The following is a 23131-nucleotide window of genomic DNA, read 5'->3' as shown; positions in this document are numbered from 1 at the left end:
ATGCAACCGGCCTGAACGAATTCAGACCGGCTACGGGTTTCCTGCCAAGGGGTTTAGCTGCGCTTGTTGTCGTCGAGATCTTCGAAATCGGCGTCGACAATGTCATCATCAACACTGCGCGGTTCATCTTCACCGGCATCAGCACCGTCAGCGGCTTCTGCCTGCGCCTTGTAGATGGCCTCGCCCAGCTTCATGGATGCCTCGGTCACGTTCTGGATGCCGGACTTGATCTTGCCCGCATCATCCCCTTCAACCGTTTCCTTCAGCGCGGCCACTGCCAGTTCGATCGCTTCAACCGTGGTCGGGTCAACCTTGTCCTTGTGCTCTTCCACGGATTTTTCGGTCGAATGGATCAGGCTTTCTGCCTGATTCTTCGCCTCGACCAATTCGCGGCGTTGCTTGTCGGCCTCGGCATTGGCTTCGGCATCCTTGACCATTTTTTCGATATCTTCATCCGACAGACCACCCGATGCCTGAATGGTGATCTTTTGCTCTTTGCCAGTGCCCTTGTCCTTGGCGGACACGTTGACAATGCCGTTCGCGTCAATGTCGAACGTCACCTCGATCTGGGGCATACCGCGTGGTGCCGGCGGGATATCTTCCAGATTGAACTGGCCCAGCATCTTGTTGTCGGCCGCCATTTCACGTTCACCCTGGAAAACGCGGATTGTCACGGCGTTCTGGTGATCCTCAGCCGTGCTGAACACCTGGCTTTTCTTGGTCGGGATGGTGGTGTTGCGGTCGATCAGGCGGGTGAACACCCCGCCCAGCGTTTCAATGCCCAGCGACAGCGGTGTGACGTCCAGCAGCACAACATCCTTGACGTCGCCTTGCAAAACACCGGCCTGAATGGCCGCACCCATGGCCACCACTTCATCAGGGTTCACGCCTTTATGCGGTTCCTTGCCGAAGAAGTTGGTCACTTCCTCGATCACCTTGGGCATGCGGGTCATGCCGCCCACCAAGATCACCTCGTCAATGTCGCCTTTTGACAGGCCGGCGTCTTTCAGCGCGGCCGCGCAAGGCTTCAACGAGTTCTTGATCAGATCGCCCACCAGCGATTCCAGCTTGGCGCGTGTCAGTTTCATGACAAGGTGCAGCGGCTGGCCGGTGTTCTTGTCCATGCTGATGAAGGGCTGGTTGATTTCCGTCTGGCTGGAGCTGGACAACTCGATCTTGGCCTTCTCGGCGGCTTCTTTCAGACGCTGAAGCGCCATCTTGTCCATCGTCAGGTCGACGCCGTTCTCTTTCTTGAACTCCGATGCCAGGTAATTGACGATGCGCATGTCGAAATCTTCGCCACCAAGGAACGTGTCCCCGTTGGTGGATTTCACTTCAAACAGGCCGTCGTCAATTTCCAGAATGGTAATGTCGAACGTGCCGCCGCCAAGGTCATAGACCGCGATGGTGCGGGTTTCTTTCTTGTCCAGACCATAGGCCAATGCGGCAGCGGTGGGTTCGTTGATGATGCGCAGCACTTCAAGACCGGCAATCTTGCCCGCATCCTTGGTGGCCTGACGCTGGGCGTCGTTGAAATAGGCAGGCACGGTGATCACAGCCTGTGTCACCTTTTCACCCAGATAGCTTTCGGCGGTTTCTTTCATCTTTTGCAGGATGAATGCCGAAATCTGGCTGGGGCTGTATTTTTCGCCGCGCGATTCGACCCATGCGTCGCCATTGCCGCCATCAATGATGTTGTAGGGAACAAGGTTCTTGTCCTTTTCCACTTCGGCATCTGTCAGGCGGCGGCCAATCAGGCGCTTGACGGCATAGACAGTATTGGTCGGGTTGGTCACGGCCTGACGTTTCGCAGGCTGGCCGACAAGGCGTTCGCTTTCCGTAAATGCCACGATGGACGGCGTTGTGCGCGCGCCTTCGGCATTTTCAATGACCCGTGCGCTTGCCCCGTCCATGATGGAAACGCAGGAGTTGGTGGTCCCAAGGTCGATCCCGATGACTTTAGCCATGATGTGCATCCTCTTCTTCAAGCGATGTGGCAGCGGGCTGGTCCTGTCAGGCCCCGGCCCATCTGTTTTTCGTTGTAATACCCCGCTGGGGTGTCTTGTGCGCTATATAGGAAGGGGGTTTGAGAGCTGCAACCGTAACAGAGCTGTGAAATTGCACGAAAAGTGCAATTTCTTTCCACATACCGCGTCGCAGGGTCGCGCTTGCGGCGCTGCACCTGACCTGTCATTGAACAGCAAGACCATCGAAATAGGAGTAAAGTGATCATGCTATACGTTGATATTCCAAGCCAAACCGAATTGGGCCAACTTGTTTCCGCCCGCGGCGAGGCACAAATCAGTATCTATCTGAAAACCACCCCCGAAACGCAGCACATTGATGCGGCCCGCACGACGCTGAAGCAACTGACGCAGGACGCGGTAGAGCAGTTGCAGCAGGCAGGCGTTGCCAAGCGCACCATCTGGCCGATTGAAGAACAGCTGCATGACCTGATGGATGATGACGACTTCTGGCGTTTGCAGGCCAATTCTCTGGCCATTTTCGTGACCCCTGACAGCCTGCGCAGCTACCGGTTGCCCAATCATTTGTCTGAAACCGTGCAAGTGGCCGACAGGTTTCATCTGAAACCGTTGTTGCGTGCCGTGTCCATGCCGCAGCACGCCTTCGTGCTGGCGCTGGCCGAAAACGAGGTGCGCGTGATCGAATTACTGGGCGATCAGCCCGCGCAGGAAATCAGGGTGCCCAACCTGCCCAAGGATGCCGCATCGGTTGCGGGCACCGCGAACGTTAATTCGCGCAGCTATTCGGGGCGTCAGGGCGGCGGCGAAGGGCAGAAACACCATCTGCGTCAATATGCGCGCGCGGTTGATGCAGGCCTGCGCGCCCTGCTGTCAGGCCGCCACGAGCCGCTGATTCTGGCGGCAACCGACCCGCTTTTGTCGATGTATCGCTCGATCAACACCTACCCGCACCTGGCCGAACACGCCATTACCACAAGCCCCGTGCGCGTGCCCGCCCATGAGTTGGGCGCACAGGCCCGTGAAATCGTTGATGGCATCAACGACGCCTCGGTAAAAGCGTTTGGCGAGCTTTATGCCGCACGCGAAAACGAAGGGCGTGCAACCACGCAAGTGGCGCGCGCCGCGCGTGCTGCAACCTTCGGGGCGGTGGACACCCTTCTGGTGGATATGGACACTGTTGTGCCGGGCGTTGTTGATGAAACAACGGGCGAGGTGACATTTGACACCGATCAAAGCGCCGTCAGCTATGGCGTGATTGATGAAATCGCAGGCCGTGTTCTGGCAAATGGTGGCAAGGTCATCGCCGTGCGCCGCGCGGATATCCCGCAAGAAGCAGAACTTGCGGCGGTGCTGCGCTACGCGATCTGATCCCCTTACAACCATTCGTAGCGAAACGGGGCCGGGAATTTCCCGGCCCTTTGGCTTGAATGGGGTTTGGGGGCATGAAGAACGCCCGCGCCAGCGGTGGGCCGGGGACTGCCGATCCCACGGTATAGGGGTTCACTTTATGCAGGCGGCATACTCCAAAGCTGAAAGGCTGGAATTGTCCATAGGTCATCGGCAGGCCGCGGGACGGCCCACCGATGGCGCAGCGGGCTGAAGCCCTTTGCTCCGCGCCTTGGGGCGTCCCCTTCCCGCGCCGTTTTATTTACGCAGCCAGCCCGCGCCCTTTCAGCAGCGCGTCCACCCCCGGCATACGACCACGGAAGGCGGTATAAAGCGCCTCTGCCTCGTCACGTCCACCGGCGGACAGGATGAAGCGTTCCAGTTTCGCGGCGGTTTGCGCATCGAACGCACTGCCCGCCTCGCGGAACGCCTCGAACGCGTCGGCATCCATAACCTCTGACCACATGTAGCTGTAATATCCGCTGGAATAGCCATCGCCCGAAAATACATGCGCGAAATGCGGCGTTGCATGGCGCATCCGTATCGCGCGCGGCATGCCCAAGCCGTCCAGCACCTGCGACTGTTTCTGCATGGGGTCGGCAGGTGGCGGGCCGTCATGAAATTCCAGATCCACCAAGGCAGATGCCACATATTCGACTGTCGCAAAGCCCTGATCGAAATTCTGCGCGGCCAGAAGGCGATCCAGCATATCTTGGGGCATGGCCTCGTCCGTATCCACATGGCGGGCATGGCGGGCCAGCACTTCGGGCACTTCCAGCCAGTGTTCATACAATTGGCTGGGCAATTCCACAAAATCGCGCGCCACCGATGTGCCGGAAATCAGCCCGTAAGTCACATCTGACAGCATCTGATGCAACGCGTGGCCGAATTCATGAAACAGCGTGCGCGCATCGTCATAGGACAGAAGCGCCGGATCGCCCTTGGCGAAATTGCAGATATTCACGACGATTGGCCGCACCTCGCCGCCCAGTTTGCGCTGGCTGCGCATGGTTGAACACCACGCCCCCGACCGTTTGGACCCGCGCGCAAAATAATCGCCGATAAACACCGCCATATGCTGGCCATTGCGTGTCACCTCCCATGCGCGGGCATCAGGATGATACAGGGCCACATCCAGCGCGCGGAATTCCAGCCCGAACAGCCGGTTTGCGCAGTCAAAAGCGGCGGCGATCATATTGTCCAGCGACAGGTAGGGTTTCAGCGCGGCCTCATCCAGATCATGTTCTGCACGGCGCAGTTTTTCCGCGTAAAACCGCCAGTCCCACGGCTCCAGCGGGCCATCACACCCGTCTGCATGCAGCATCGCCTCCAGCTTGGCGGCGTCTGCCATGGCCTTGGTGCGCGCAGGCGTCCAGACCTGCATCAGCAAATCGCGCACCGCATCGGGCGTGCCCGCCATTTCGGTTTCCAGCTTGTAGCGGGCGAAACTTTCATACCCCAGCAGGCCCGCGCGTTCGGCGCGCAAGGCCAGCACTTCGGCCGCGATTGCGCGGTTGTCGGTCTTGCCCCCGTTTGCGCCGCGTGCGGTCCATGCCTCATAGGCTTTTTCGCGCAGGTCGCGCCGCGTTGAAAACTGCAAGAACGGCACAATCAGCGACCGGTTCAGTGTTACCACATAGCCGTCGCGCCCCCGTTCTTCGGCGGCCGCTTTTGCATTGGCAATCACGAAATCCGGCAGGCCCGCCAGATCCTCCAGCGGCATCATCCAGTCGCGTTCATCGGCCAGCAGGTTTTGGGTAAATTCCGTGCCAAGGCTAGCCAGCCGCGATTTCACATCGGTCAGGCGCGTGGCATCCGCCCCTTCCAGCGCGGCCCCTGCGCGCACGAACATGCGCCGATACAACATCAGCACGCGCGCCTGTTCTGCGTTCAGGTCAAGCTGGTCGCGGCTGGCCCAAAGGGTTTCGATCCGGTCAAACAGCTTGCGGTTATTGATGATTTCCGACGAATAGGCCGACAGTGTCGGGGACAGTTCGCGTTGCAGCGCTTCGCGTGCGGGGTTGGAATCACTGCCCGACAGGTTGAAAAACACCCCCGCCACGCGGTCCAGCAAGTCATCGGCGCGTTCCATCGCGTCAATGGTGTTGGCGAATGTGGGCGCATCGGGGTTGTCGGCAATGGCAGCGTAGGCCGCGCGGCCCGCCTGAAGGGCCGCCTCAAAGGCGGGTGCGAAATCCCCGTCCCGAATATCGGCGAAGGGCGGCAGGTGAAACTCTGTCTGCCAGTCGGAAAGAAGCGGGTTTGTCATCAGGTGCCCTTTGTGTGTCATGTCTGACGCAGGCTAGACCATGACCCGCCCAGATGGAACAGCGCTGTCTGCCGGTTGTCGCGTGCAGCAGCATGCCGCGAAGGGGGCAGATTATGCCTGCGCCGCCTGCGGGGCTGTCCCGCAGGTGGCGCGGGGCCGATCATCCCGTGCAGCCGCCGGAATTTACCGCCCCGATCCCCGCATAAGATATCCAGCGTGTGTTCACGTTCCCAGCGGCTGAAATGGGACACAAAGGAATTCCATTCCTGCTTTTTCAGTTTCAGATAGGCGCTGGAAAATTCCGCCCCCATCATCGTCATCAACGCGCCATCCGCTTCATAGGCGCGCAGGGCGTCCAGCATGTTCAACGGCAATTTGGGGGCCCCTTCGACCTTGTGGCCTTCGGCATACATGTCAATATCCCAGCGTTTGCCCGGATCGGCATTGGTGCGAATGCCACTAAGCCCCGCGGCAATGACAACGGCCTGCAACAGATAGGGGTTGGCCGCCCCGTCGGGCAGGCGCAGTTCAAACCGCCCCGGTCCGGGCACGCGCACCATATGGGTGCGGTTATTGCCCGTCCATGTCACGGAATTGGGGGCCCATGTTGCCCCTGAAATGGTGCGCGGTGCATTGATGCGCTTGTAGCTGTTCACTGTGGGGTTCGTGATCGCCGCTAGGGCAGATGCGTGTTTCATGATACCACCAAGAAACGCGCGCCCCTTGTCGGACAAACCCAATTCGCCCGTCTGGCCCTGCCCCTTGTCAGTGGCAAAGACATTGGCTTTCGCGTCCTTGCCCTTGCCGTCCCAGACCGAGATGTGAACATGACACCCGTTGCCAGTTAGCCCTTCGATGGGTTTGGGCATGAATGTGGCGCGGAAGCCGTGCTTTTCGGCCACAGATTTGGTCATAAACTTGAAAAAGCTGTGCTTGTCTGCCGTGGCCAGCACATCATCGAATTCCCAGTTCATTTCGAACTGGCCATTGGCATCTTCGTGGTCGGTCTGATACGGGCCCCAGCCCAGATCCAGCATGTAATCGCAAATTTCGCGGACCACATCATAGCGGCGCATCACCGCCTGCTGGTCATAGCAGGGCTTGGCGGCAGTATCGAACGGGTCTGAAATCTGGTCGCCTGCGGGGGTCAGCAAGAAGAACTCGGCCTCGATGCCCGTCTTGACATGCAGTCCTTCGCTGGCGGCGTCATCAATCAGGCGGCGCAGCACATTGCGCGGGGCCTGCGCCACATCCTGCCCTTCCATGATGCAGTTTGCAGCCACCCATGCCACATCCGGCTGCCATGGCAGTTGGATCACCGATGACGGGTCGGGCACGGCCAGCATGTCGGGATGGGCAGGGGTCAGGTCCAGCCAGGTGGCAAAGCCCGCAAAGCCCGCGCCATCTTCCTGCATGTCGGCAATGGCCTGTGCGGGCACCAGTTTCGCCCGCTGTCCGCCGAACAGATCGGTAAAAGAGATCATGAAGTATTTGATGCCGCGTTCCGCTGCAAAGCTTGCAAGATCGAGTGTCATTTTCTTGTCCCTGTTGGTCGCGTGTTTTCAAAGTGATTGCGCGGGCCGGACCCCCGTCCGACCCGCGCCAAATGGTTTAGTAGCCAGTTCCCGGTTTGCCGGGATACCAGTCTGTGCCCGCAAGCGGCACCTGCGCCATGGCAGCCGCTTCCATGGTCAGCGCGCACAGGTCTTCGGGTTCCAGATTGTGCAGGTGGTTGTGCCCGCAGGCGCGTGCGATGGTCTGCGCTTCCAGCGTCATCACCTTCAGATAGTTGCTCAGGCGGCGGCCTGCCTCAACAGGGTCAAGGCGCGCGGCAAGTTCGGGGTCCTGCGTGGTAATGCCCGCCGGATCGCGCCCTTCATGCCAGTCATCATAGGCCCCTGTCGTCGTGCCCAGTTTTTGGTATTCGCTTTCCCATCTGGGGTCATTATCGCCCAGCGCAATCAGTGCCGCCGTGCCAATCGCGACCGCATCCGCACCCAGCGCCAAGGCTTTGGCCACATCCGCGCCGGTGCGAATGCCGCCCGAGACGACAAGCTGCACTTCACGGTGCATGCCAAGATCCTGCAATGCGCGCACGGCGGGCCGGATACAGGCCAGCGTCGGCAGGCCCACATGTTCGATGAACACATCCTGCGTGGCAGCCGTGCCGCCCTGCATGCCGTCCAACACCACCACATCCGCGCCCGCCTTGACCGCCAGCGCCGTGTCGTAATAGGGCCGCGTGCCGCCGACCTTGACATAGATAGGCACCTGCCAGCCGGTGATTTCACGCAGTTCCAGAATTTTGATTTCCAGATCATCCGGCCCTGTCCAGTCGGGGTGACGACAGGCAGACCGCTGGTCAATCCCTTTGGGCAGGGTGCGCATTTCGGCCACGCGGTCAGAAATTTTCTGGCCCAGCAGCATGCCGCCGCCCCCCGGTTTTGCGCCCTGCCCCACAACGATTTCAATCGCATCGGCGCGGCGCAGATCATCGGGGTTCATCCCGTAGCGCGATGGCAGGTATTGATAAACCAGCTTGCTGGAATGGCCGCGTTCTTCGGGCGTCATGCCCCCGTCGCCGGTGGTGGTGGATGTCCCCGCAGCGGATGCCCCGCGCCCCAGCGCTTCCTTGGCCTGCGCCGACAGCGCACCAAAACTCATGCCCGCGATGGTAACGGGAATGTCCAACTCGATGGGTTTTTTCGCAAACCGCGTGCCAAGGGTCACGCGCGTGTCGCATTTCTCGCGGTAGCCTTCCAGCGGGTAGCGGCTGATCGACGCGCCCAAAAACAGCAGGTCGTCAAAATGCGGCACCTTGCGTTTTGCGCCGCCCCCGCGAATGTCATAAATGCCCGTTGCCGCCGCACGGCGGATTTCTGCATTGATGGGGTTGGAAAACGTGGCCGACTGAATCGGCACTGTGCGCGGAATGCGGGTGTCATGATCGTTCATTGTCATATCCTTCAATATGCAGCCGCATTATCAACATCAAAATTATAAAGCTTGCGCGCAGACCCGTAGCGCCGGAAGTCCTCGGGCCTTGCATCCGCACCGGCGCGGTCCAGCAGATCGCGCAGGAGTTCCAGATGTTCGGCGCGCATTTCCTTTTCCACGCAATCCGCCCCAAGGCTTTTGACCGACCCGCGCACGAACAGGCGCGCTTCATAAATGGAATCGCCCAGCGCATCACCCGCGTCGCCACACACCACCAAGTTGCCCGCCTGCGCCATGAAGGCCGACATATGGCCCACATTGCCATGCACCACGATGTCGATCCCTTTCATGGAAATCCCGCAGCGAGATGAGGCATTGCCCTTGATGACCAGCAAGCCACCGCGCCCTGTGGCGCCTGCATACTGGCTGGCATCGCCATCAATGATGACGGTGCCCGACATCATGTTTTCCGCCACACCCGGCCCGACCGATCCGGTCACATGAATATGCGCCTGCTTGTTCATGCCCGCGCAGTAATATCCGGTGACACCGCGCACGGTGACTTCAATAGGCGCATCCAGCCCCACGGCGATGGCATGCGCGCCACGTGGGTTCAGCACTTCCCAAGCGGTTGCATTGGTCTGCGCGGATTGCGCCTGAAGCGTGCTGTTCAACTCACGCAAGGGTTGGGTGGCAAGATCAATAGTTTGCATGATCAGTGGCTCCAGAAATAAACAGTGGCGGGTTCGGGTTCCCAGACGCGCGCCGCATCGATACCCGGCAGGTTGACCAGCGCGCGATATTCGGACCCGAAGGCTACATACTGATCGGTTTCGGCCATGACCGCAGGCTTGCACGCGATCGGGTCGCGCACCACGCCAAAGCCGTCCTTGGTGCCCACAACGAAGGTGAAGAACCCGTCAAGATCCTCAAGCGTGCCTTCCAGCGCCTCGCCCAAAGTGGCACCTTGCTGCATTTTCCATGTCACATAGGCTGCGCCCACTTCGGTATCATTCTGGCTGTCGATGCGCACGCCAGCACGCTTCAGGGTGCGGCGCAGGTTATTGTGGTTGGACAATGATCCGTTATGCACAAGGCATTGGTCGGCCCCGGTTGAAAACGGGTGCGCACCTTGGGTCGTCACGGCAGATTCGGTGGCCATACGCGTATGCCCGATGCCGTGACTGCCCGACATGGACGCCAGATCGAACCGCGCGGCGACATCGCGCGGCAGGCCGACTTCTTTATAAATCTCAATGCTTTGTCCATCACTCATGATGCGCAGACCGGGGCGTAATGTGGCCAGGGCATCGCGCGCGGCCTGTGCCTGTGCGGCAGGCAGGGTCAGCACCGCATGTGTATCAGCGCGGCGCTGCGTGACGTCGGCCCCCAACATCTGGCCCAGTTCATCGGCCAGTGTGGCAAAATCCGCATCCGCCGTGTCCGACTGGACAGTCAGCTTGGCCTGCCCCGCCTGCCCAGCCCCGTAAATTGCGATCCCTGCACTGTCGGGGCCGCGATCTGTCATTGTCACAAGCATATCTGTCAGCATCGCGCCAAGCTGCGGCTCCAGCGAACGATCTTTCAGAAACAGCCCAACTATTCCGCACATCACCAATTCCCTTGCAAATTGCGCTTGGGCAAACGCTATCAAGTGGCCTCATCGGAATCAACTGGTAAGAATATATTTTTCCCTTCAGTTACTTTAGCGCTGAAATTTCGTGCAATTCAGGCCCGCCACACTGCCCAGCACCAACATATGGCACGCGCATAGTCGCGAAATCCGGTCCGGCCATCCGTGATTGCAGCATATTGATTCGGGCCGAATGATACCCCCCGCCCCTTATTTCCTTCCCATTCAGGGTGAAATATTGACCAAAGATAAACCAGCAAGCCGCGGTAATAGCGAGTTCGTATTTATTGAGGATTGCGCCTTCTACCGCACCGACCGAACGCCCATCCGGTGGTGCATAGCGCAATATGACGACGGCAAGCCCACATCAGCCGGTATCTGGCCCGATCTGGACACGGAACCACCCCTTGAACGTTAAGTCAGCCGTTTTGCGGATAGGCGATGATCGACAGATAGCGTGCGGGCAATTTTTCCAGCCCTTCGGGGCCGTGAGGGGCATCTGCATCGAAGAACAAAGTGTCGCCAGGTTGCAAATGGTACAGTTGGTCGCTGTGACGATACAGCAATTCCCCTTCAAGCATGTAAATCGTCTCAATCCCGCCATGCTGAAATGTTGGAAAAATGTCAGCGCTGGTGCTCAGCGTAATCAGATAGGGTTCGACCATCACCCCGCTGGCATTCACCCCGATATGCCCCAGCAGGTTATATTGATGCCCCGCCCGCGTGCCTGCACGTTCAATCTCGACCCCTTCGCCAGCCTTGGTATGCACCGCTTCGCGGTGTTCCTCAAAGCGGCGAAAGAACGATGTCAGCGGCACGCTCAGCGCGTTGGCCAGCGTCTGCAACGTGGTCAGCGAAGGCGAGGTGTTGCCGTTTTCGATCTTGGACAACATGCCAATCGACAGGCCGGTGGCCTGCGCCAGATCGGCCACCGTCATGCCCTTCTGGTGCCTGTAGCCGCGCACTTCCCGCCCGATAGCAACTTCCAGCACCTTTTCGCGTTCTTCACGCACAAGGTGCGGGTCTTGGGAAAGCGCTGTTTTCGTATCCTTGCGCGGGGCGCTTTGGGCATGCTTCAAGATGATTCCTCCTTGACTGCGCAACAGGGCACGGCACAAACATTCCCCAACCGAACCGGAACACAGCAGCTATGTTTCATCAGAGTATAGATTTGACAACCGCAAATGAAAATATGCATCTGGGTTTCCTGATTTTTCCGGGCTTCCCAATGGCCTGCCTGACGTCGCTGATTGAACCCTTGCGCGCGGCGAATGAAATTGCAGGTCACACACCCTTTCGATGGACCTTGTTGTCAGAAACGGGAACACCAGTGGAAAGCAGCGCACAAGTGGCGTTTCACCCGTCGGCCAGTCTGGCGCAAAGCGGGGCGCTGGATTACCTGATCGTGCTAAGCCCGCCCAATGCGCAGTTTGAAAACCCGCGCAGTGGCAATGCCGCCCTGCGTGCGTTGGAACGCCACGGCACCGTTCTTGGCGCGGTCAGTGGGGGGGTGTTTCCGCTGGTGCGTGCGGGTGTCATGGCAGATCGCGTGTGTTCGGTGCATTGGTGTTATGCAGCCGCCTTCGCCGATGAATTCCCCGACCACGCGACCACCGATGATGTCATCATGACAGACGGGCGGCGGGTTACAGTGTCGGGTGCCGCCGCCGCGTTTGATCTGTCGCTGATGCTGATAGAAGCGCGCCTTGGGCCGGAAATCATGACCGAAGTGGCCTGCTGGTTCCAGCACCAGCCCGGACGCGGCGCAGGGACAAGACAACGCATCCCAGCCCTGCGCGCGGCAGCCACCGCAGATATGATGCCCGAACCCGTTGCCAGCGCGGTGCAGATCATGTCCGATAATCTGGAAGATCCGATCTGCATTGCCGATATCTGCGAACAGATCAATGTGTCGCCGCGCCATCTGGAACGGCTGTTCAAAAAACTGACGGATAAAAGCCCGCTGGCCTATTACCGCAACCTGCGGCTGGCGGCGGCGCGGCAACTGGTGCTGTATTCCAACAAATCCATGCGTGAAATTGCGCTGGCGATCGGCTATTCCTCGGCCAGTCCGTTCCGGCAGCGTTATCAGGAAACCTACGGCCTGCCGCCCGAAGAAGAACGCCGCAAGATCAATGTGTTCCGTGTGCAGGACAACCGGTCCGTGCCGTCGGCGTGAACGTGGCTCAGAACGCCGAACGCGCGGCGGTGATCAAGGCGTGATGCAGGCTTTGCGCTGACGACCGCGGGCCGTAGACGGTATTGCCGCCCCTGTGGGACAGCACGAAACACCCCAGATGCTCAATCACAGTGCGCCGCGCAGACCCATCCGTCATGCGCGCCGTGTCCAGATTGCACAGCCGTTCAAACAACGCACCCAGCCCGTCCCCGTGCACATCAAACCGCACCCAAGCCCCGCTTTGGTCGGTGACACTGGCCATGTCGCCCAATTCGGCCTTCAGGCGGGCGGCCAGATCGGTCTGCGGGTCATCCAGATCATAGGGGCCATCGACCATCCAACAATGTTGCGCCATCCAGAACGCCCCCAGCGCAGGTCCCTGGACACATTGCGCCACATCGGGGACCGGCACGCCAAGAACGCTTGCCAATGCCTTGGTGCAGGCCGCGTCCTGCCCAAGGCGCGCGGCAACGGACGCCAGCGCCCTGTCGGGGTTTTCCGTTATCGTGACGGGGCCAATGGTGTCGCGTTGCGGCGCACTGGTCCCCAGCGCGGTCAGGGGGGCAAGGTCATGCACGAAGGCGTCCTCCGTCTGGGTCGACAAAATGGGGTGACACGACAGTCACTTCGGTATCATGTCCCGTCAGGGGCGACGCCGCGCGCAGCACATCGCCAAGGCGCGTATCGCCCGCCTTCAGAAACCCAATGGCAATATAGCTGTCCAGCGTGGGGGAATAGCAGGCCGATGTCACATAGCCCAGATCGTTGGCGGCGCGCAGGGCAGCCCCCTTTTCCAGCAGATGCGCGCCTGCAATCACACGGTCTTGCGGGGATGTGGGCATGAACCCCACCATCCGCAGGCCATTTTCTTCTTGCAACCCTTCGCGGCGCGACAGCACTGCGCCGATGCTGTCTTTCTTGTCGCTGACCATGCGACCCATGCCAAGGTTCAGCGCCGTTGTCTGGCCGTTCAGTTCATTTCCGGCGGCATGGCCCTTTTCTATGCGCATGACGCCCAGTGCTTCGGTGCCGTAGGGGGTGACATCGAATTCGCGGCCCGCGTCCATCAACCGGCGCATCAGCGCATCACCATAGCGCGTGGGCACGGCAATTTCATACGCCAGCTCGCCCGAGAACGAGATGCGAAACAGCCGCGCAGGGTAGCCGCCGCAAACGGTAATTTCACCGCAGGCCATGAACGCAAACCCGTCATTGGACAGGTCAAATTCAGGGTCCACAATCTTTTGCAACAGCGCGCGGGACTTTGGCCCGGCCACGGCAAATTGCGCCCATGCTTCTGTCGTGGAAATCAGCTGCACATCCATATCCGGCCACAGGCATTGGCGGGCAAACTCCATATGGCGAAACACCGACACTGCATTGGCCGTTGTGGTGGTGACGACGAAATGATCGTGCGCCAAACGTGCGGCGGTGCCGTCATCCATAGCAATGCCATCTTCGCGCAGCATCAGGCCATAGCGCACACGGCCCACGGCCAGTTTGGCAAACCCGTTGCAATAGATGCGGTTCAGAAATGCCGCCGCGTCACTGCCCTGCACATCAATCTTGCCCAGTGTGGTGACATCGCACACGCCGACACTGCAGCGCGTCGCGCGCACTTCGCGGTCCACGGATTGCCGCCAATCAGTTTCGCCCGCGCGGGGGAAGTATTGCGCGCGCAGCCACATGCCAACCTCGACAAATGTTGCGCCTTGCTCAACCGCCCAGGTGTGGCTGGGTGTCAGGCGTGTGGGGCGAAAATCGCGCCCCACCGACCGGCCCGCAAGCGCGCCCAAGGCAACCGGCGTATAGGGCGGGCGGAACATGGTTGTGCCGGTTTGCGCAATGCTTTGGCCCGTCAACTCGGCCATGACCGCAAGCCCCCCCATATTCGAGGTCTTGCCCTGATCGGTGGCCATGCCAAGCGTGGTGTAGCGTTTCAGGTGCTCCACGGCGCGGAACCCTTCCTGATGGGCCAGCGTCACGTCCTTCACAGTCACATCATTCTGGAAATCCAGCCATGCGCGCGCTTTCGTGCCGCCCACATGCCAGAACGGCGTGATGCGGACCTCCCCATCCTCGGCCATGGGCAAATCAGGGGTCTGCGCGGTTTTGCCCAGATCGGACAGGGCCTGTATGGCGGCCCCTGCCCCCGATGAAAGCGCGCCCTGCGTGCTGAACTGTCCAAGGGCCGCGCCCGCAACCTGCATGCCCTGTGGCAGCGCCCCGCCCGGCACGAAGGCCGCGATGGCATCATCCCATTCAGGCCGCCCGCGTTGGTGGCTGCTTAGCGCCACATTCGGGTTCCAGCCGCCCGACACGCCAAGCGCGCCAATGCTGATGCGGTGTTCCTGCCCGTTTGCCTGCCGCACTGTGACGGATTTCAGCCCCAGCCGCCCTGCACTGTCCACTACTTGCGCGCCTGCCATGACCTGCACACCATCACAGGCGGGTGCATCAGCGCGGGTGTCGATAATCGCGGCCACATCAACGCCCTGCGCCAACAGGTCACGCGCGGTGCGGTGGCCGTCATCGTTATTGGTTAACACGGCCACAGTTTGCGCAGGCGTCACCGCCCAGCGGTTGACATAGGCGCGCAATGCGCCTGCCAGCATGATGCCGGGGCGGTCATTATTGGCGAATGCTATGGGCCGTTCAATCGCGCCCGCGCACAATACCGCCCGTCTGGAATAGATGCGCCACAATATCTGGCGCGGCTTGCCCGGTGCAGGTTGCGCCAGATGGTCGGCCACACGTTCAACGGCGGCGTAAATGCCGTGATCAAACGCGCCCAGCACAGTGGTGCGCGCCAGCAACCGTACATTGGGCAGGCTGGCCAGTTCCGCGACAACACCCGCCGCCCAATCCGCGCCAGACTGGTCACCCAACGCATGGGTTTCGACATTCAGCCGCCCCCCCATGCGAAAATCCTCATCCGCAAGGATGACGCGCGCACCTGCGCGCCCTGCGGTCAGCGCGGCAGCCAGACCGGCAGGCCCCGCCCCGATGACCAGCAGGTCACAATGCAGAAAACCCCGGTCATACCCGTCAGGATCGGGGTCTGTGGTGATGGACCCCAGCCCCGCCGCGCGCCGGATGATCGGCTCATAAAGCTTTTCCCAGAATGCCGCAGGCCACATGAAGGTTTTGTAATAAAAGCCAGCCGTCAAAAAGTTCGACAGCCGGTCATTGATGGCCAGCGCATCGAATTTCAGGCCGGGCCATGCGTTTTGCGAGGCTGCATTCAACCCGTCGAACAATTCTGCCACTGTGGCGCGGGTGTTGGGTTCCTGCCACCCGCCCTTGCGCAACTGCACCAAGGCGTTGGGTTCTTCGCTGCCCGCAGACAACACCCCGCGCGGGCGGTGATATTTGAACGACCGCCCCATCAGCCGCACCCCATTGGCCAGCAATGCCGAGGCCAGCGTGTCGCCCGCATGCCCATAATAGGGCCGCCCGTCAAAGGTAAAGCGCAGCCGCGTTGAGCGGTCGATCTGCCCGCCTGTGGGTAACCTGTTCATACGCCCCGCCCCTGTTTGCGTGCCACATCGCGCGCCAGTTCCACAGAAGTGATCTCATGGGTTACGGTGTTGCGGGTAACAACCAGCCAACTGCGGTCGCCTTGTTCGTGAAACCACAACTCGCGATGCTCGCCCGCCGGATTGTCGCGTAAGTAAGCGTAGTCGTAGAACGCATCTTCTGCGCCCCCTGCCATTCCATCGGGGCGATCGATCAGACGCGCATCGCCCAGATAGGTGAATTCCTGCGCATCGCAGGGGCCAAGAAGCGGGTGGTTGATGATCATGCGCGCCCCCTTTGGCGGATGGCCCAGAACGGGGCCGGGTTATTTGAGTATTTCTGGCAAGATGAAACCTGCATGGCGCCCCTCAATGCAGGTTGGGCTGCGCGCCCATCCCTTTTTCATCGATCATGCGGCCGCGCCTGAACCTGTCAAACCGATAGGCTTTGGCCACGTCATGCGGGGTGTCGGTGGCCAGCAGATGCGCGAAACACCATCCTGATGCAGGCGTGGCCTTGAAGCCGCCGTAACACCAGCCCCCGTTGAAATAGAGGCCATCAATATGCGTGCGGTCAATGATGGGCGATCCGTCCATGCTCATATCCATCACGCCGCCCCACATGCGCAGCAGGCGGACACGCCCAAGGCCCGGAAACAGCGCCATGCCGCCTTCGGCCACATCCTCGATCACGGGCAGGTTGCCGCGCTGCGCGTAGGAATTATAGCCGTCAATGTCGCCGCCAAAGACCAGCCCGCCCTTGTCGGACTGGCTGCAATAAAAATGCCCCGCCCCGAATGTGATGACACCGGGCAGAACGGGTTTCAGCCCTTCGGTGACGAAAGCTTGCAGGACATGCGATTCGATCGGCAGGCGCATGCCTGCCTGCGCCATGACGCGCGAGGAATTGCCCGCCACCGCGACCCCTACCTTGCCCGCGCCTATAAAGCCGCGTGTGGTTTCGACGCCCAGGCATGTGCCGTTTTCAATGCGGAAACCAGTCACTTCGCAATTCTGGATGATATCCACGCCGCGGCTGTCGGCGGCGCGTGCATAGCCCCAGGCGACCGCATCATGGCGCACCGTGCCCCCGCGCCGCTGCGCCAGCCCGCCCTTGATGGGAAAGCGCGCATCGTCGAAATTCAGGAACGGATATTCACGCCGAACCTGATCGGCACTTAGCAATTCCGCGCCCGCGCCGTGCAAGATCATGCCATTGCCACGGCGGATGAATGCATCGCGCTGCGCGTCGGAATGAATAAGGTTCAGAATGCCGCGCTGGCTGACCATCGCGTTATAGTTCAGATCCTGCTCCAGCCCTTCCCACAGTTTCAGGGAAAATTCATAGAACGGTTCATTCCCGTCCAGCAGATAGTTTGACCGGATGATCGTGGTATTGCGCCCGACATTGCCGCCGCCGATCCAACCCTTTTCGAGGACGGCGACATTGCACTGGCTGAACTTGCTGGCCAGATAATGGGCCGTCGCAAGACCATGGCCGCCGCCCCCGATGATGACGATGTCGTAATGTGGTTTAGGGTCCGGGTTGCGCCACGCGGGCGTCCAGCCTTTATGGCCGCTCAGGGCTTCTTTCAGGATTTTGAAACCGGAATAGCGCATGCGAAACACTCCTTGCAGTTCGGTATTAGCGGATCAAGGCGGCGTTCATGTTGTGAAATCGGACAAGCCTGTGTTCAAATGCGACTCCGCATACTGGATTTCATCAAAGCAGTCTTTTGCCCCCGCGCTATTTATTCCACGCTAATTCGTTGTTCTAAAATTTCTTTTCAGGGTATTCCTGCGCAACACACACCACAACCGAGATTTCATGAACCCGCGCGGTTTCCGGCCCACCCCACCAAACCCATCGCAGGACGAACACCCGCCCCCAGTTGCAGATCGCATCGCGTGATGTCGAAGCGGCGGTCGAATTCACCAAGCGGCACCTGATTAAAGAACAAAAGCTGTTGATGCACGAAACCTGACGCATCCGTCACGCCGCGGGATAGGCCTGCCGTGGGGCAAGCCCCTGTAGCGACAGGCCGCCCCGGTCCTGACATTGTGCCGAAAGTTGCCCACGCGCCGACATTTCGCGGTGCAGCGCCGCTTCATGCTGCGACAACCAGTCGGGCACAGAACCAAAAGCCACAATGCAGGCCTTGCCGTCTTGAATGCGGACAGCCGGCCAGTCCCCGATCAATGCGTTGTCGATCCCGAACAGGGCCTGACCCCACCTTGCGCAAAGCGGGCCGGTTGTCTTGATTGAAACCTGCGGCGAACTTAATTGCGCAAGCTGATTTTCAGCAGCGGCGAACAGGGCATCGGCGCGCATGTCTTCAAGAGGGCGCAACTTTTTCGCCTGCGCCTTGTCTTTGGTATTCAACGAGTGCTTGATAAATTCCTTGCCGATGATCGGCACAAGTAACTTGGTCACGCGGCGAACGTAGCACCACGTCCCGCTTCGACACCGAAGATGCAGAGTATCCGCGCAGTCTTTCATGCCTCCTTTGAGTCCCACCAAAGTGGCCCAAATTTGGCATGTAAGTGTCTGATACTAGGTATAGAGTCGTATTTTCAACGCCCTAGGTAGAATATGGTGGAGCCAAGCGGGATCGAACCGCTGACCTCTTGAATGCCATTCAAGCGCTCTCCCAACTGAGCTATGGCCCCACCGTTGCGCCAGCTTCCTGACGATGCCCGCCTATTACGAAAGCAAATCCGCCAACGCAATAGGAAAAACCGGCACCGTCAAAAAATTGACAGCTTAATCTTCGTCATCACCGGCAACATCTGCCAGATCGTCCAGCGCGACGGTATCGTCGTCTTCATCTTCCAGCAGTTCATCATCCACGTCGACGGAATCTTCATCATCGACCAGCAGATCTTCGTCGTCCTTGAGTTTCTTCTTGGACTTCTCGGCCATGGCAACGACCATCGACTCACGCCGCTCTGGTGGTTCGACCGTGACTTCTTTTCCGGTATACGGGCTGATGATAGGCTTCTTGTTCAGGTCATAAAACCGTTTGCCCGTTTCTGGGCAGACGCGCTTTACGCCCCATTCTGGATTGGACATCGAGTTTTCCTTTATTCGCGTGCCTTCCTTCAAGCCAATTGCCGTGCCATAAGTGATGCGGGCTGTAAAGCCCCCTATCCACCCCCGTAGCCTTCAGGCCAACAGATGAAACACCGCTGACATGGCGCGATTGCCAAATAAACCGCTGGAGCAGACCGAACGCGTTGAACTGGACGGCACCCCCGGAATCGAGGTGACGCTGCGCCGGTCCGCGCGCATAAAACGCATGTCGCTGCGCGTGTCCGGCCTTGACGGGCGCGTGACGCTGTCGATTCCGAAATCACTGCCAAAGGCCACGGCATTGGGGTTTCTGTCCGAAAAACAGGACTGGCTGCGTAAGGCGCTGGAACGGGTGCCCCAACGAATGCCCGCAACCATTGGCAGCACCATCATGTTCAAGGGCGCGCCCCTGCATATAGCCGCAGGCACCACGGCGCGCATGCACCATGACGGCCACACGCTGTTCGTCCCCGCCGACCCGGACGGCACCAGAACGCCTGCGCGCGTGGCGGCGTTTCTGAAGCACCATGCGCGCGGGGCGCTGGTTCCGGCGGCGCAGGCCTATGCGGACGCACTGGGCAAGCCGGTCGCGGCCATAAGCCTGCGCGACACGCGGTCGCGCTGGGGGTCATGCACAGCGGACGGGCGGCTGATGTTTTCATGGCGGCTGATCATGGCACCGCCGCCGGTGCTGGACTATGTCGCCGCGCATGAGGCCGCGCATTTGCGCCATATGGACCATTCGCGCGCCTATTGGGCCTGTGTGGCGGGGCTGATGCCCGATTTTCAGCACCACCGGACATGGTTGCGCCAGAACGGCGCGCATCTGCATGGCTACAGGTTCTAAAGCATGTCGCGTCAAATATGCGCGGGGCCATAGCGTTCAAGGACATCATGCACGGCCCCGTCAGAACGCAGCACCGACCGGAACAACGCCACCTCCTGCACATCGAACGGATCGGTGCAAAACCGCGCATCCCGTGCAACGGCGGTTTCCAGTTCAATGCGGTCAAAGCTGCCTTCGCGCAGATAGGACAATGTCACATGCGGGTGAAAGCGGCGGGGCTTCAGGTGAAAGCCGCAGCCGCGCGCAAGGGTCAAAAGCTTTGCCTGAAACCGCGACAACCCCTCGTCCGGGGCGACTACGGCGTGCAGGTTATGCGGCCTGTCCTTGCCAAACAGCCCCAGCCCCCTGATCTGTAGCTGCAAGGCGGGAATGGGCAACCCGCTTAGGGCCAGATGCAGGTCTTCCAGTTGGTGCAGCGTGCTGTCACCCAGAAACACCAGTGTGATGTGAAAATTCTCTGGCGGTAGCCTGCGCTCAACCGGCATCAGAAATTGCTGCAATACAAGCTGGCTGCGAATGTGCTGGGGCAATTCCAGCGCCAGAAATGCGCGAATCACGGGGCCTCGTCAGGTTTGCCGGGGCTGAAAACGGCGGCCACATCATACAACACCGGTTCAAACCGCGCGCAAAGCCGCGCAATTTCGCGGTTACGCTCGCGCATCTGGGGGGTGCGCAACATGGCCTGAAAATCGGCGCGCGCCTGCCAGCGCGAATAGGTGGAAATGCGGGTCTGGGCATCATTGACATGAATGGCACCCCCCAGAAAACCGGGCTGGAAGCGGATCACCTTGTCATAGGCATCGCTCAATGCATCCAGAACATCCGTGCACGTCCCCGGTGTCATTTCAAACGTGCTGATAACTGTCTGACCGTCTGTATGGGCGGTAATCTGCATGGTGTGGCCCTCCTGACCTGTATGGTGCAGCAAAGCGGGCGCGGGATCAATCGTTGAGCATTGCCATAAGGCGCGCTTTCTCGCCATGGTCATCCGTATCGGAAATCGCACGCGCCAGCGCGTCCAGTGACGCCACATTATGGCCTGCACGAAAACTGTCCACATGCGGCAGCATGGCACGCACACCGCGCGCGCGCGGCGCAAACGCGTCCCAGCGCAGCAGCGGGTTCAGCCAGATCAAGCGCCGTGACGACAGGTGCAGGCGCTGCATCTCATGCCCCAGAAGTGCGGGATCATCGCGGTCCAGCCCGTCCGATATCAGCAACACGACCGCGCCCTGCCCCAGCACCCGCCGCGACCAGTCGACATTGAAGGCGCGCAGGCACGCGCCGATGCGCGTGCCACCTTGCCAGTCCTGCGCCTGCGCGCCAGCCGCGTTCAGGGCTGCATCCACATCGCGGCTGCGCAAATGATGGGTGATATTCGTAAGCCGCGTGCCAAATGTGAAGGCATGCACCTTCGACCAGCCCTGCCCGCGCCGGTTGGCCACCGCATGCACAAAATGCAGCACCATGCGGGAATATTGCGACATGGACCCCGAAATGTCGCACAGCACAATCAATGCAGGCCAGCGTGTCGCGGGAGCGCGGCGATAAATGCGGGTCATTTCGCCCCCATGACGCAATGCGGCGCGCATGCTGGCACGCCAGTCGGGCCTGCGCCCTGTGGGGCTGGGGCGCAGGCGGCGGGTTTTGAGCGGCCTGACCGGCAGGTGCAGCCGCGCCAGCATGCGCTTTGCATCCGCCATTTCCTGTGTGGACATCTGTTCAAAATCCAGATGCCGCAGCCGTTCATCAGCAGAGGCCGTCTGCGATGCATCGATCTGGATTTCGGTATTGTCGCTGTCATCGCCTGATTGTGGCGGCTCGGGGGCCTGCGCGCCGTCCAGAAGCGCCTCGGCTGCGCGTTTTGCCGCTGATTCGGCTGCTTTTTCTTCGGCGACATTGCGGATCGCAGGCAGCATCAGCGACATCATATGTTCCAGATAGCGCGGATCGCGCCAGTAAAGGCGGAATATCTGGTTGAACACCTGCCGCTCTTCGGGGCGGTTCACAAAAACCGCATGCAGGGTCCAGTAAAAATCGGGCTTGCGGGCAAAACCTGCGGCGGCGACCGCCTCTATTGCCAATCTGACACGGCCCGGTCCGATCGGCAGGCCTGCACGCCGCAAGGCCCGTGCGAAATGGGTGATATTGTCCACCAGCTTGCCATCTTCGGGGATGGACAGGTCCGCGTAGCGTGCCATGTGTCACACACGATCAAGGGGCGTTGCCCCTCTTGGCTGCGCCAATTCACCCCAGGATATTTTGACCAGAATGAAAATCATGACGGGGCCAGGGACTGGCGGGCCTCGTCCAGGATGCGGCTGGCTTCCAGCCCTTGCAGGCGGGCGATGTCATCTTGATATTTCAAAATTGCCCCAAGGGTGTCGGCGATCACTTCGGGGGAGAGTTCCACGACATCGAGTGCAAGCAGGCATTTGGCCCAGTCAATCGTTTCGGCAACGCCGGGTTTCTTGAACAGGTCTTCGCTGCGCAGCCGCTGGACGAAAGCCACAATTTCGCGCGAGAGTGTGGCAGAGGCTTCGGGGGCGCGCGCGGTCAGGATGTCGAGTTCACGCTGGAAAGCGGGGTAATCCACCCAGTGATACAGGCAGCGCCGCTTGAGGGCGTCATGCACTTCGCGGGTGCGGTTTGATGTCAGAATGACAATCGGTGCCTCGGTGGCCTTGATCGTACCCAGTTCCGGGATGGTGACCTGATAATCCGAGAGCGCTTCGAGCAGGAACGCTTCAAAAGGTTCATCCGTGCGGTCAATTTCGTCAATCAGCAAGACAGGCGCGCCACCCGGCTGGGGGCGCATCGCTTCCAGAAGCGGGCGTTCGATCAGAAATTCGGGGCCAAAAAGCGTGTCCTTGATCGCCTGTGCGTCGCCGGTCGCTTGGGCGGCGCGGATTGCCAGCATCTGCGCCGCAAAATTCCATTCATAAACCGCAGAGGACGCATCCAGCCCCTCATAGCATTGCAGCCGGATCAGACGCCTGCCAAGGGCCGTTGCGAGGGTGCGGGCAATTTCGGTTTTGCCGGTGCCCGGCTCCCCTTCAAGAAAAACGGGGCGTTGCAGCTTCAGCGCCAGATACACCACTGTCGACAGCGCACGGTCGGCGACATAGGCATGCGCGCGCAGCAATGTCTGCACGCGGTCGATACTGGACAATTCTTCGCTCACCTGATGCCCTTTCGTGATGCTGGACAGTTTGCACGCTGTCGTGCGGGGGCGCGGGGGTCAAGACCAAACACCTGCACCCGACACCAAAGGACAATACCCCGCCCGCCACAGCCCCGCCAC

The 23131-nt window shown here is 60.2% G+C and carries 20 protein-coding genes, 1 tRNA gene and 1 pseudogene; 4 read left to right on the top strand and 18 right to left on the bottom strand.

Annotated features, from left to right (window positions below):
* Positions 1 to 53: 53 nt before the first annotated feature.
* Positions 54 to 1967: a molecular chaperone DnaK gene (gene dnaK / locus P8S53_RS06980; RefSeq protein WP_277806421.1), complete on the bottom strand. Its 1914-nt coding sequence runs from the start codon at positions 1965 to 1967 to the stop codon at positions 54 to 56.
* A 264-nt stretch (positions 1968 to 2231) separates the two neighbouring features.
* On the opposite strand from dnaK, the gene P8S53_RS06975 reads away from it, so the two are divergent.
* Positions 2232 to 3353 carry a hypothetical protein gene (locus P8S53_RS06975; protein ID WP_277806420.1) on the top strand — a complete coding sequence of 374 codons (1122 nt, stop codon included), beginning with the start codon at positions 2232 to 2234 and terminating at the stop codon, positions 3351 to 3353.
* Between the two features lie 280 nt (positions 3354 to 3633).
* Here the strand turns inward: P8S53_RS06975 and P8S53_RS06970 are convergent, their stop codons facing one another.
* The 5 genes and pseudogenes from P8S53_RS06970 to P8S53_RS06950 all read right to left on the bottom strand — a co-directional run bounded on the left by P8S53_RS06970 (position 3634) and on the right by P8S53_RS06950 (position 10189).
* The gene (locus P8S53_RS06970; protein WP_277806419.1) at positions 3634 to 5640 is read right to left on the bottom strand and encodes a M3 family metallopeptidase; all 2007 of its coding nucleotides are present in this window, start codon (positions 5638 to 5640) and stop codon (positions 3634 to 3636) included.
* A gap of 206 nt (positions 5641 to 5846) precedes the next feature.
* Positions 5847 to 7175, bottom strand: a pseudogene (gene glnT / locus P8S53_RS06965) (type III glutamate--ammonia ligase); the annotation flags it as partial.
* A gap of 76 nt (positions 7176 to 7251) precedes the next feature.
* Positions 7252 to 8595, bottom strand: a complete 1344-nt coding sequence (locus P8S53_RS06960; protein ID WP_277806417.1) for an FMN-binding glutamate synthase family protein — start codon at positions 8593 to 8595, stop codon at positions 7252 to 7254.
* An 11-nt stretch (positions 8596 to 8606) separates the two neighbouring features.
* Positions 8607 to 9290, bottom strand: coding sequence for a protein glxC (locus P8S53_RS06955; RefSeq protein ID WP_277806416.1), 684 nt, complete (start codon positions 9288 to 9290; stop codon positions 8607 to 8609).
* A 2-nt stretch (positions 9291 to 9292) separates the two neighbouring features.
* A complete protein-coding gene (locus P8S53_RS06950) occupies positions 9293 to 10189 on the bottom strand; it encodes a glutamine amidotransferase family protein (RefSeq protein WP_277806415.1) in 897 nt (298 codons plus the stop codon).
* 259 nt (positions 10190 to 10448) lie between these two features.
* On the opposite strand from P8S53_RS06950, the gene P8S53_RS06945 reads away from it, so the two are divergent.
* Positions 10449 to 10628 (top strand): hypothetical protein, encoded by a 180-nt coding sequence (locus P8S53_RS06945; protein ID WP_277806414.1) that lies wholly within the window; start codon positions 10449 to 10451, stop codon positions 10626 to 10628.
* A 1-nt stretch (position 10629) separates the two neighbouring features.
* On the opposite strand, the gene P8S53_RS06940 is transcribed toward P8S53_RS06945, so the two are convergent.
* Positions 10630 to 11289: a helix-turn-helix domain-containing protein gene (locus P8S53_RS06940; RefSeq protein ID WP_277806413.1), complete on the bottom strand. Its 660-nt coding sequence runs from the start codon at positions 11287 to 11289 to the stop codon at positions 10630 to 10632.
* A 92-nt stretch (positions 11290 to 11381) separates the two neighbouring features.
* Here P8S53_RS06940 and P8S53_RS06935 point away from each other — a divergent pair, with 92 nt between their 5' ends.
* Positions 11382 to 12389, top strand: coding sequence for a GlxA family transcriptional regulator (locus P8S53_RS06935; RefSeq protein ID WP_277806412.1), 1008 nt, complete (start codon positions 11382 to 11384; stop codon positions 12387 to 12389).
* A gap of 7 nt (positions 12390 to 12396) precedes the next feature.
* Here the strand turns inward: P8S53_RS06935 and P8S53_RS06930 are convergent, their stop codons facing one another.
* The 7 genes from P8S53_RS06930 to P8S53_RS06900 all read right to left on the bottom strand — a co-directional run bounded on the left by P8S53_RS06930 (position 12397) and on the right by P8S53_RS06900 (position 18980).
* Positions 12397 to 12966 carry a sarcosine oxidase subunit gamma gene (locus P8S53_RS06930; RefSeq protein WP_277806411.1) on the bottom strand — a complete coding sequence of 190 codons (570 nt, stop codon included), beginning with the start codon at positions 12964 to 12966 and terminating at the stop codon, positions 12397 to 12399.
* Positions 12959 to 15910, bottom strand: a complete 2952-nt coding sequence (locus P8S53_RS06925) for a sarcosine oxidase subunit alpha family protein (protein ID WP_277806410.1) — start codon at positions 15908 to 15910, stop codon at positions 12959 to 12961. The genes P8S53_RS06930 and P8S53_RS06925 overlap by 8 nt, the downstream gene beginning before the upstream one ends.
* On the bottom strand, positions 15907 to 16194 hold the full coding sequence (locus P8S53_RS06920) for a sarcosine oxidase subunit delta (protein WP_277806409.1): 288 nt from the start codon (positions 16192 to 16194) through the stop codon (positions 15907 to 15909). Before P8S53_RS06920 ends, P8S53_RS06925 begins: the two co-directional genes overlap by 4 nt.
* Positions 16195 to 16276: 82 nt before the next feature.
* Positions 16277 to 17527, bottom strand: coding sequence for a sarcosine oxidase subunit beta family protein (locus P8S53_RS06915; protein WP_277806408.1), 1251 nt, complete (start codon positions 17525 to 17527; stop codon positions 16277 to 16279).
* A 373-nt stretch (positions 17528 to 17900) separates the two neighbouring features.
* On the bottom strand, positions 17901 to 18407 hold the full coding sequence (locus P8S53_RS06910; RefSeq protein WP_373418511.1) for a DUF6538 domain-containing protein: 507 nt from the start codon (positions 18405 to 18407) through the stop codon (positions 17901 to 17903).
* A 94-nt stretch (positions 18408 to 18501) separates the two neighbouring features.
* Positions 18502 to 18577: transfer RNA gene (locus P8S53_RS06905), tRNA-Ala, on the bottom strand.
* A gap of 94 nt (positions 18578 to 18671) precedes the next feature.
* Positions 18672 to 18980, bottom strand: coding sequence for a TIGR02300 family protein (locus tag P8S53_RS06900; RefSeq protein WP_277806406.1), 309 nt, complete (start codon positions 18978 to 18980; stop codon positions 18672 to 18674).
* Positions 18981 to 19101: 121 nt separating this feature from the next.
* Here P8S53_RS06900 and P8S53_RS06895 point away from each other — a divergent pair, with 121 nt between their 5' ends.
* On the top strand, positions 19102 to 19827 hold the full coding sequence (locus P8S53_RS06895) for a M48 family metallopeptidase (protein WP_277806405.1): 726 nt from the start codon (positions 19102 to 19104) through the stop codon (positions 19825 to 19827).
* 11 nt (positions 19828 to 19838) lie between these two features.
* On the opposite strand, the gene thpR is transcribed toward P8S53_RS06895, so the two are convergent.
* From thpR to P8S53_RS06875, 4 genes are all read right to left on the bottom strand, one after another.
* Entirely contained in the window at positions 19839 to 20384 is a 546-nt protein-coding gene (gene thpR / locus P8S53_RS06890) for an RNA 2',3'-cyclic phosphodiesterase (RefSeq protein ID WP_277806404.1), read from the bottom strand.
* A complete protein-coding gene (locus P8S53_RS06885; RefSeq protein WP_277806403.1) occupies positions 20381 to 20722 on the bottom strand; it encodes an antibiotic biosynthesis monooxygenase in 342 nt (113 codons plus the stop codon). The genes thpR and P8S53_RS06885 overlap by 4 nt, the downstream gene beginning before the upstream one ends.
* 46 nt (positions 20723 to 20768) lie before the next feature.
* Entirely contained in the window at positions 20769 to 22028 is a 1260-nt protein-coding gene (locus P8S53_RS06880; protein WP_277806402.1) for a VWA domain-containing protein, read from the bottom strand.
* Positions 22029 to 22105: 77 nt separating this feature from the next.
* Positions 22106 to 23011, bottom strand: a complete 906-nt coding sequence (locus P8S53_RS06875) for a MoxR family ATPase (RefSeq protein WP_277806401.1) — start codon at positions 23009 to 23011, stop codon at positions 22106 to 22108.
* Positions 23012 to 23131: the final 120 nt, after the last annotated feature.

Origin of the sequence: Roseinatronobacter sp. S2, from assembly GCF_029581395.1 — a bacterium.
Lineage (GTDB): Bacteria > Pseudomonadota > Alphaproteobacteria > Rhodobacterales > Rhodobacteraceae > Roseinatronobacter.
The sequence above is the reverse complement of the archived record's forward strand: the minus strand, read 5'-3'. Positions and strand labels throughout refer to the sequence as shown.

Excerpts from the sequence above, each read along its gene's own strand:
- P8S53_RS06925 (WP_277806410.1), bottom strand. The coding sequence starts at position 15,910 with ATGAACAGGTTACCCACAGGCGGGCAGATCGACCGCTCAACGCGGCTG.
- P8S53_RS06880 (WP_277806402.1), bottom strand. The coding sequence starts at position 22,028 with ATGGCACGCTACGCGGACCTGTCCATCCCCGAAGATGGCAAGCTGGTG.
- P8S53_RS06885 (WP_277806403.1), bottom strand. The coding sequence starts at position 20,722 with ATGCAGATTACCGCCCATACAGACGGTCAGACAGTTATCAGCACGTTT.
- P8S53_RS06970 (WP_277806419.1), bottom strand. The coding sequence starts at position 5,640 with ATGACAAACCCGCTTCTTTCCGACTGGCAGACAGAGTTTCACCTGCCG.
- P8S53_RS06900 (WP_277806406.1), bottom strand. The coding sequence starts at position 18,980 with ATGTCCAATCCAGAATGGGGCGTAAAGCGCGTCTGCCCAGAAACGGGC.
- P8S53_RS06910 (WP_373418511.1), bottom strand. The coding sequence starts at position 18,407 with ATGAAAGACTGCGCGGATACTCTGCATCTTCGGTGTCGAAGCGGGACG.
- P8S53_RS06960 (WP_277806417.1), bottom strand. The coding sequence starts at position 8,595 with ATGAACGATCATGACACCCGCATTCCGCGCACAGTGCCGATTCAGTCG.
- P8S53_RS06920 (WP_277806409.1), bottom strand. The coding sequence starts at position 16,194 with ATGATCATCAACCACCCGCTTCTTGGCCCCTGCGATGCGCAGGAATTC.
- P8S53_RS06975 (WP_277806420.1), top strand. The coding sequence starts at position 2,232 with ATGCTATACGTTGATATTCCAAGCCAAACCGAATTGGGCCAACTTGTT.
- dnaK (WP_277806421.1), bottom strand. The coding sequence starts at position 1,967 with ATGGCTAAAGTCATCGGGATCGACCTTGGGACCACCAACTCCTGCGTT.
- P8S53_RS06895 (WP_277806405.1), top strand. The coding sequence starts at position 19,102 with ATGGCGCGATTGCCAAATAAACCGCTGGAGCAGACCGAACGCGTTGAA.
- P8S53_RS06915 (WP_277806408.1), bottom strand. The coding sequence starts at position 17,527 with ATGCGCTATTCCGGTTTCAAAATCCTGAAAGAAGCCCTGAGCGGCCAT.
- P8S53_RS06950 (WP_277806415.1), bottom strand. The coding sequence starts at position 10,189 with ATGTGCGGAATAGTTGGGCTGTTTCTGAAAGATCGTTCGCTGGAGCCG.
- P8S53_RS06955 (WP_277806416.1), bottom strand. The coding sequence starts at position 9,290 with ATGCAAACTATTGATCTTGCCACCCAACCCTTGCGTGAGTTGAACAGC.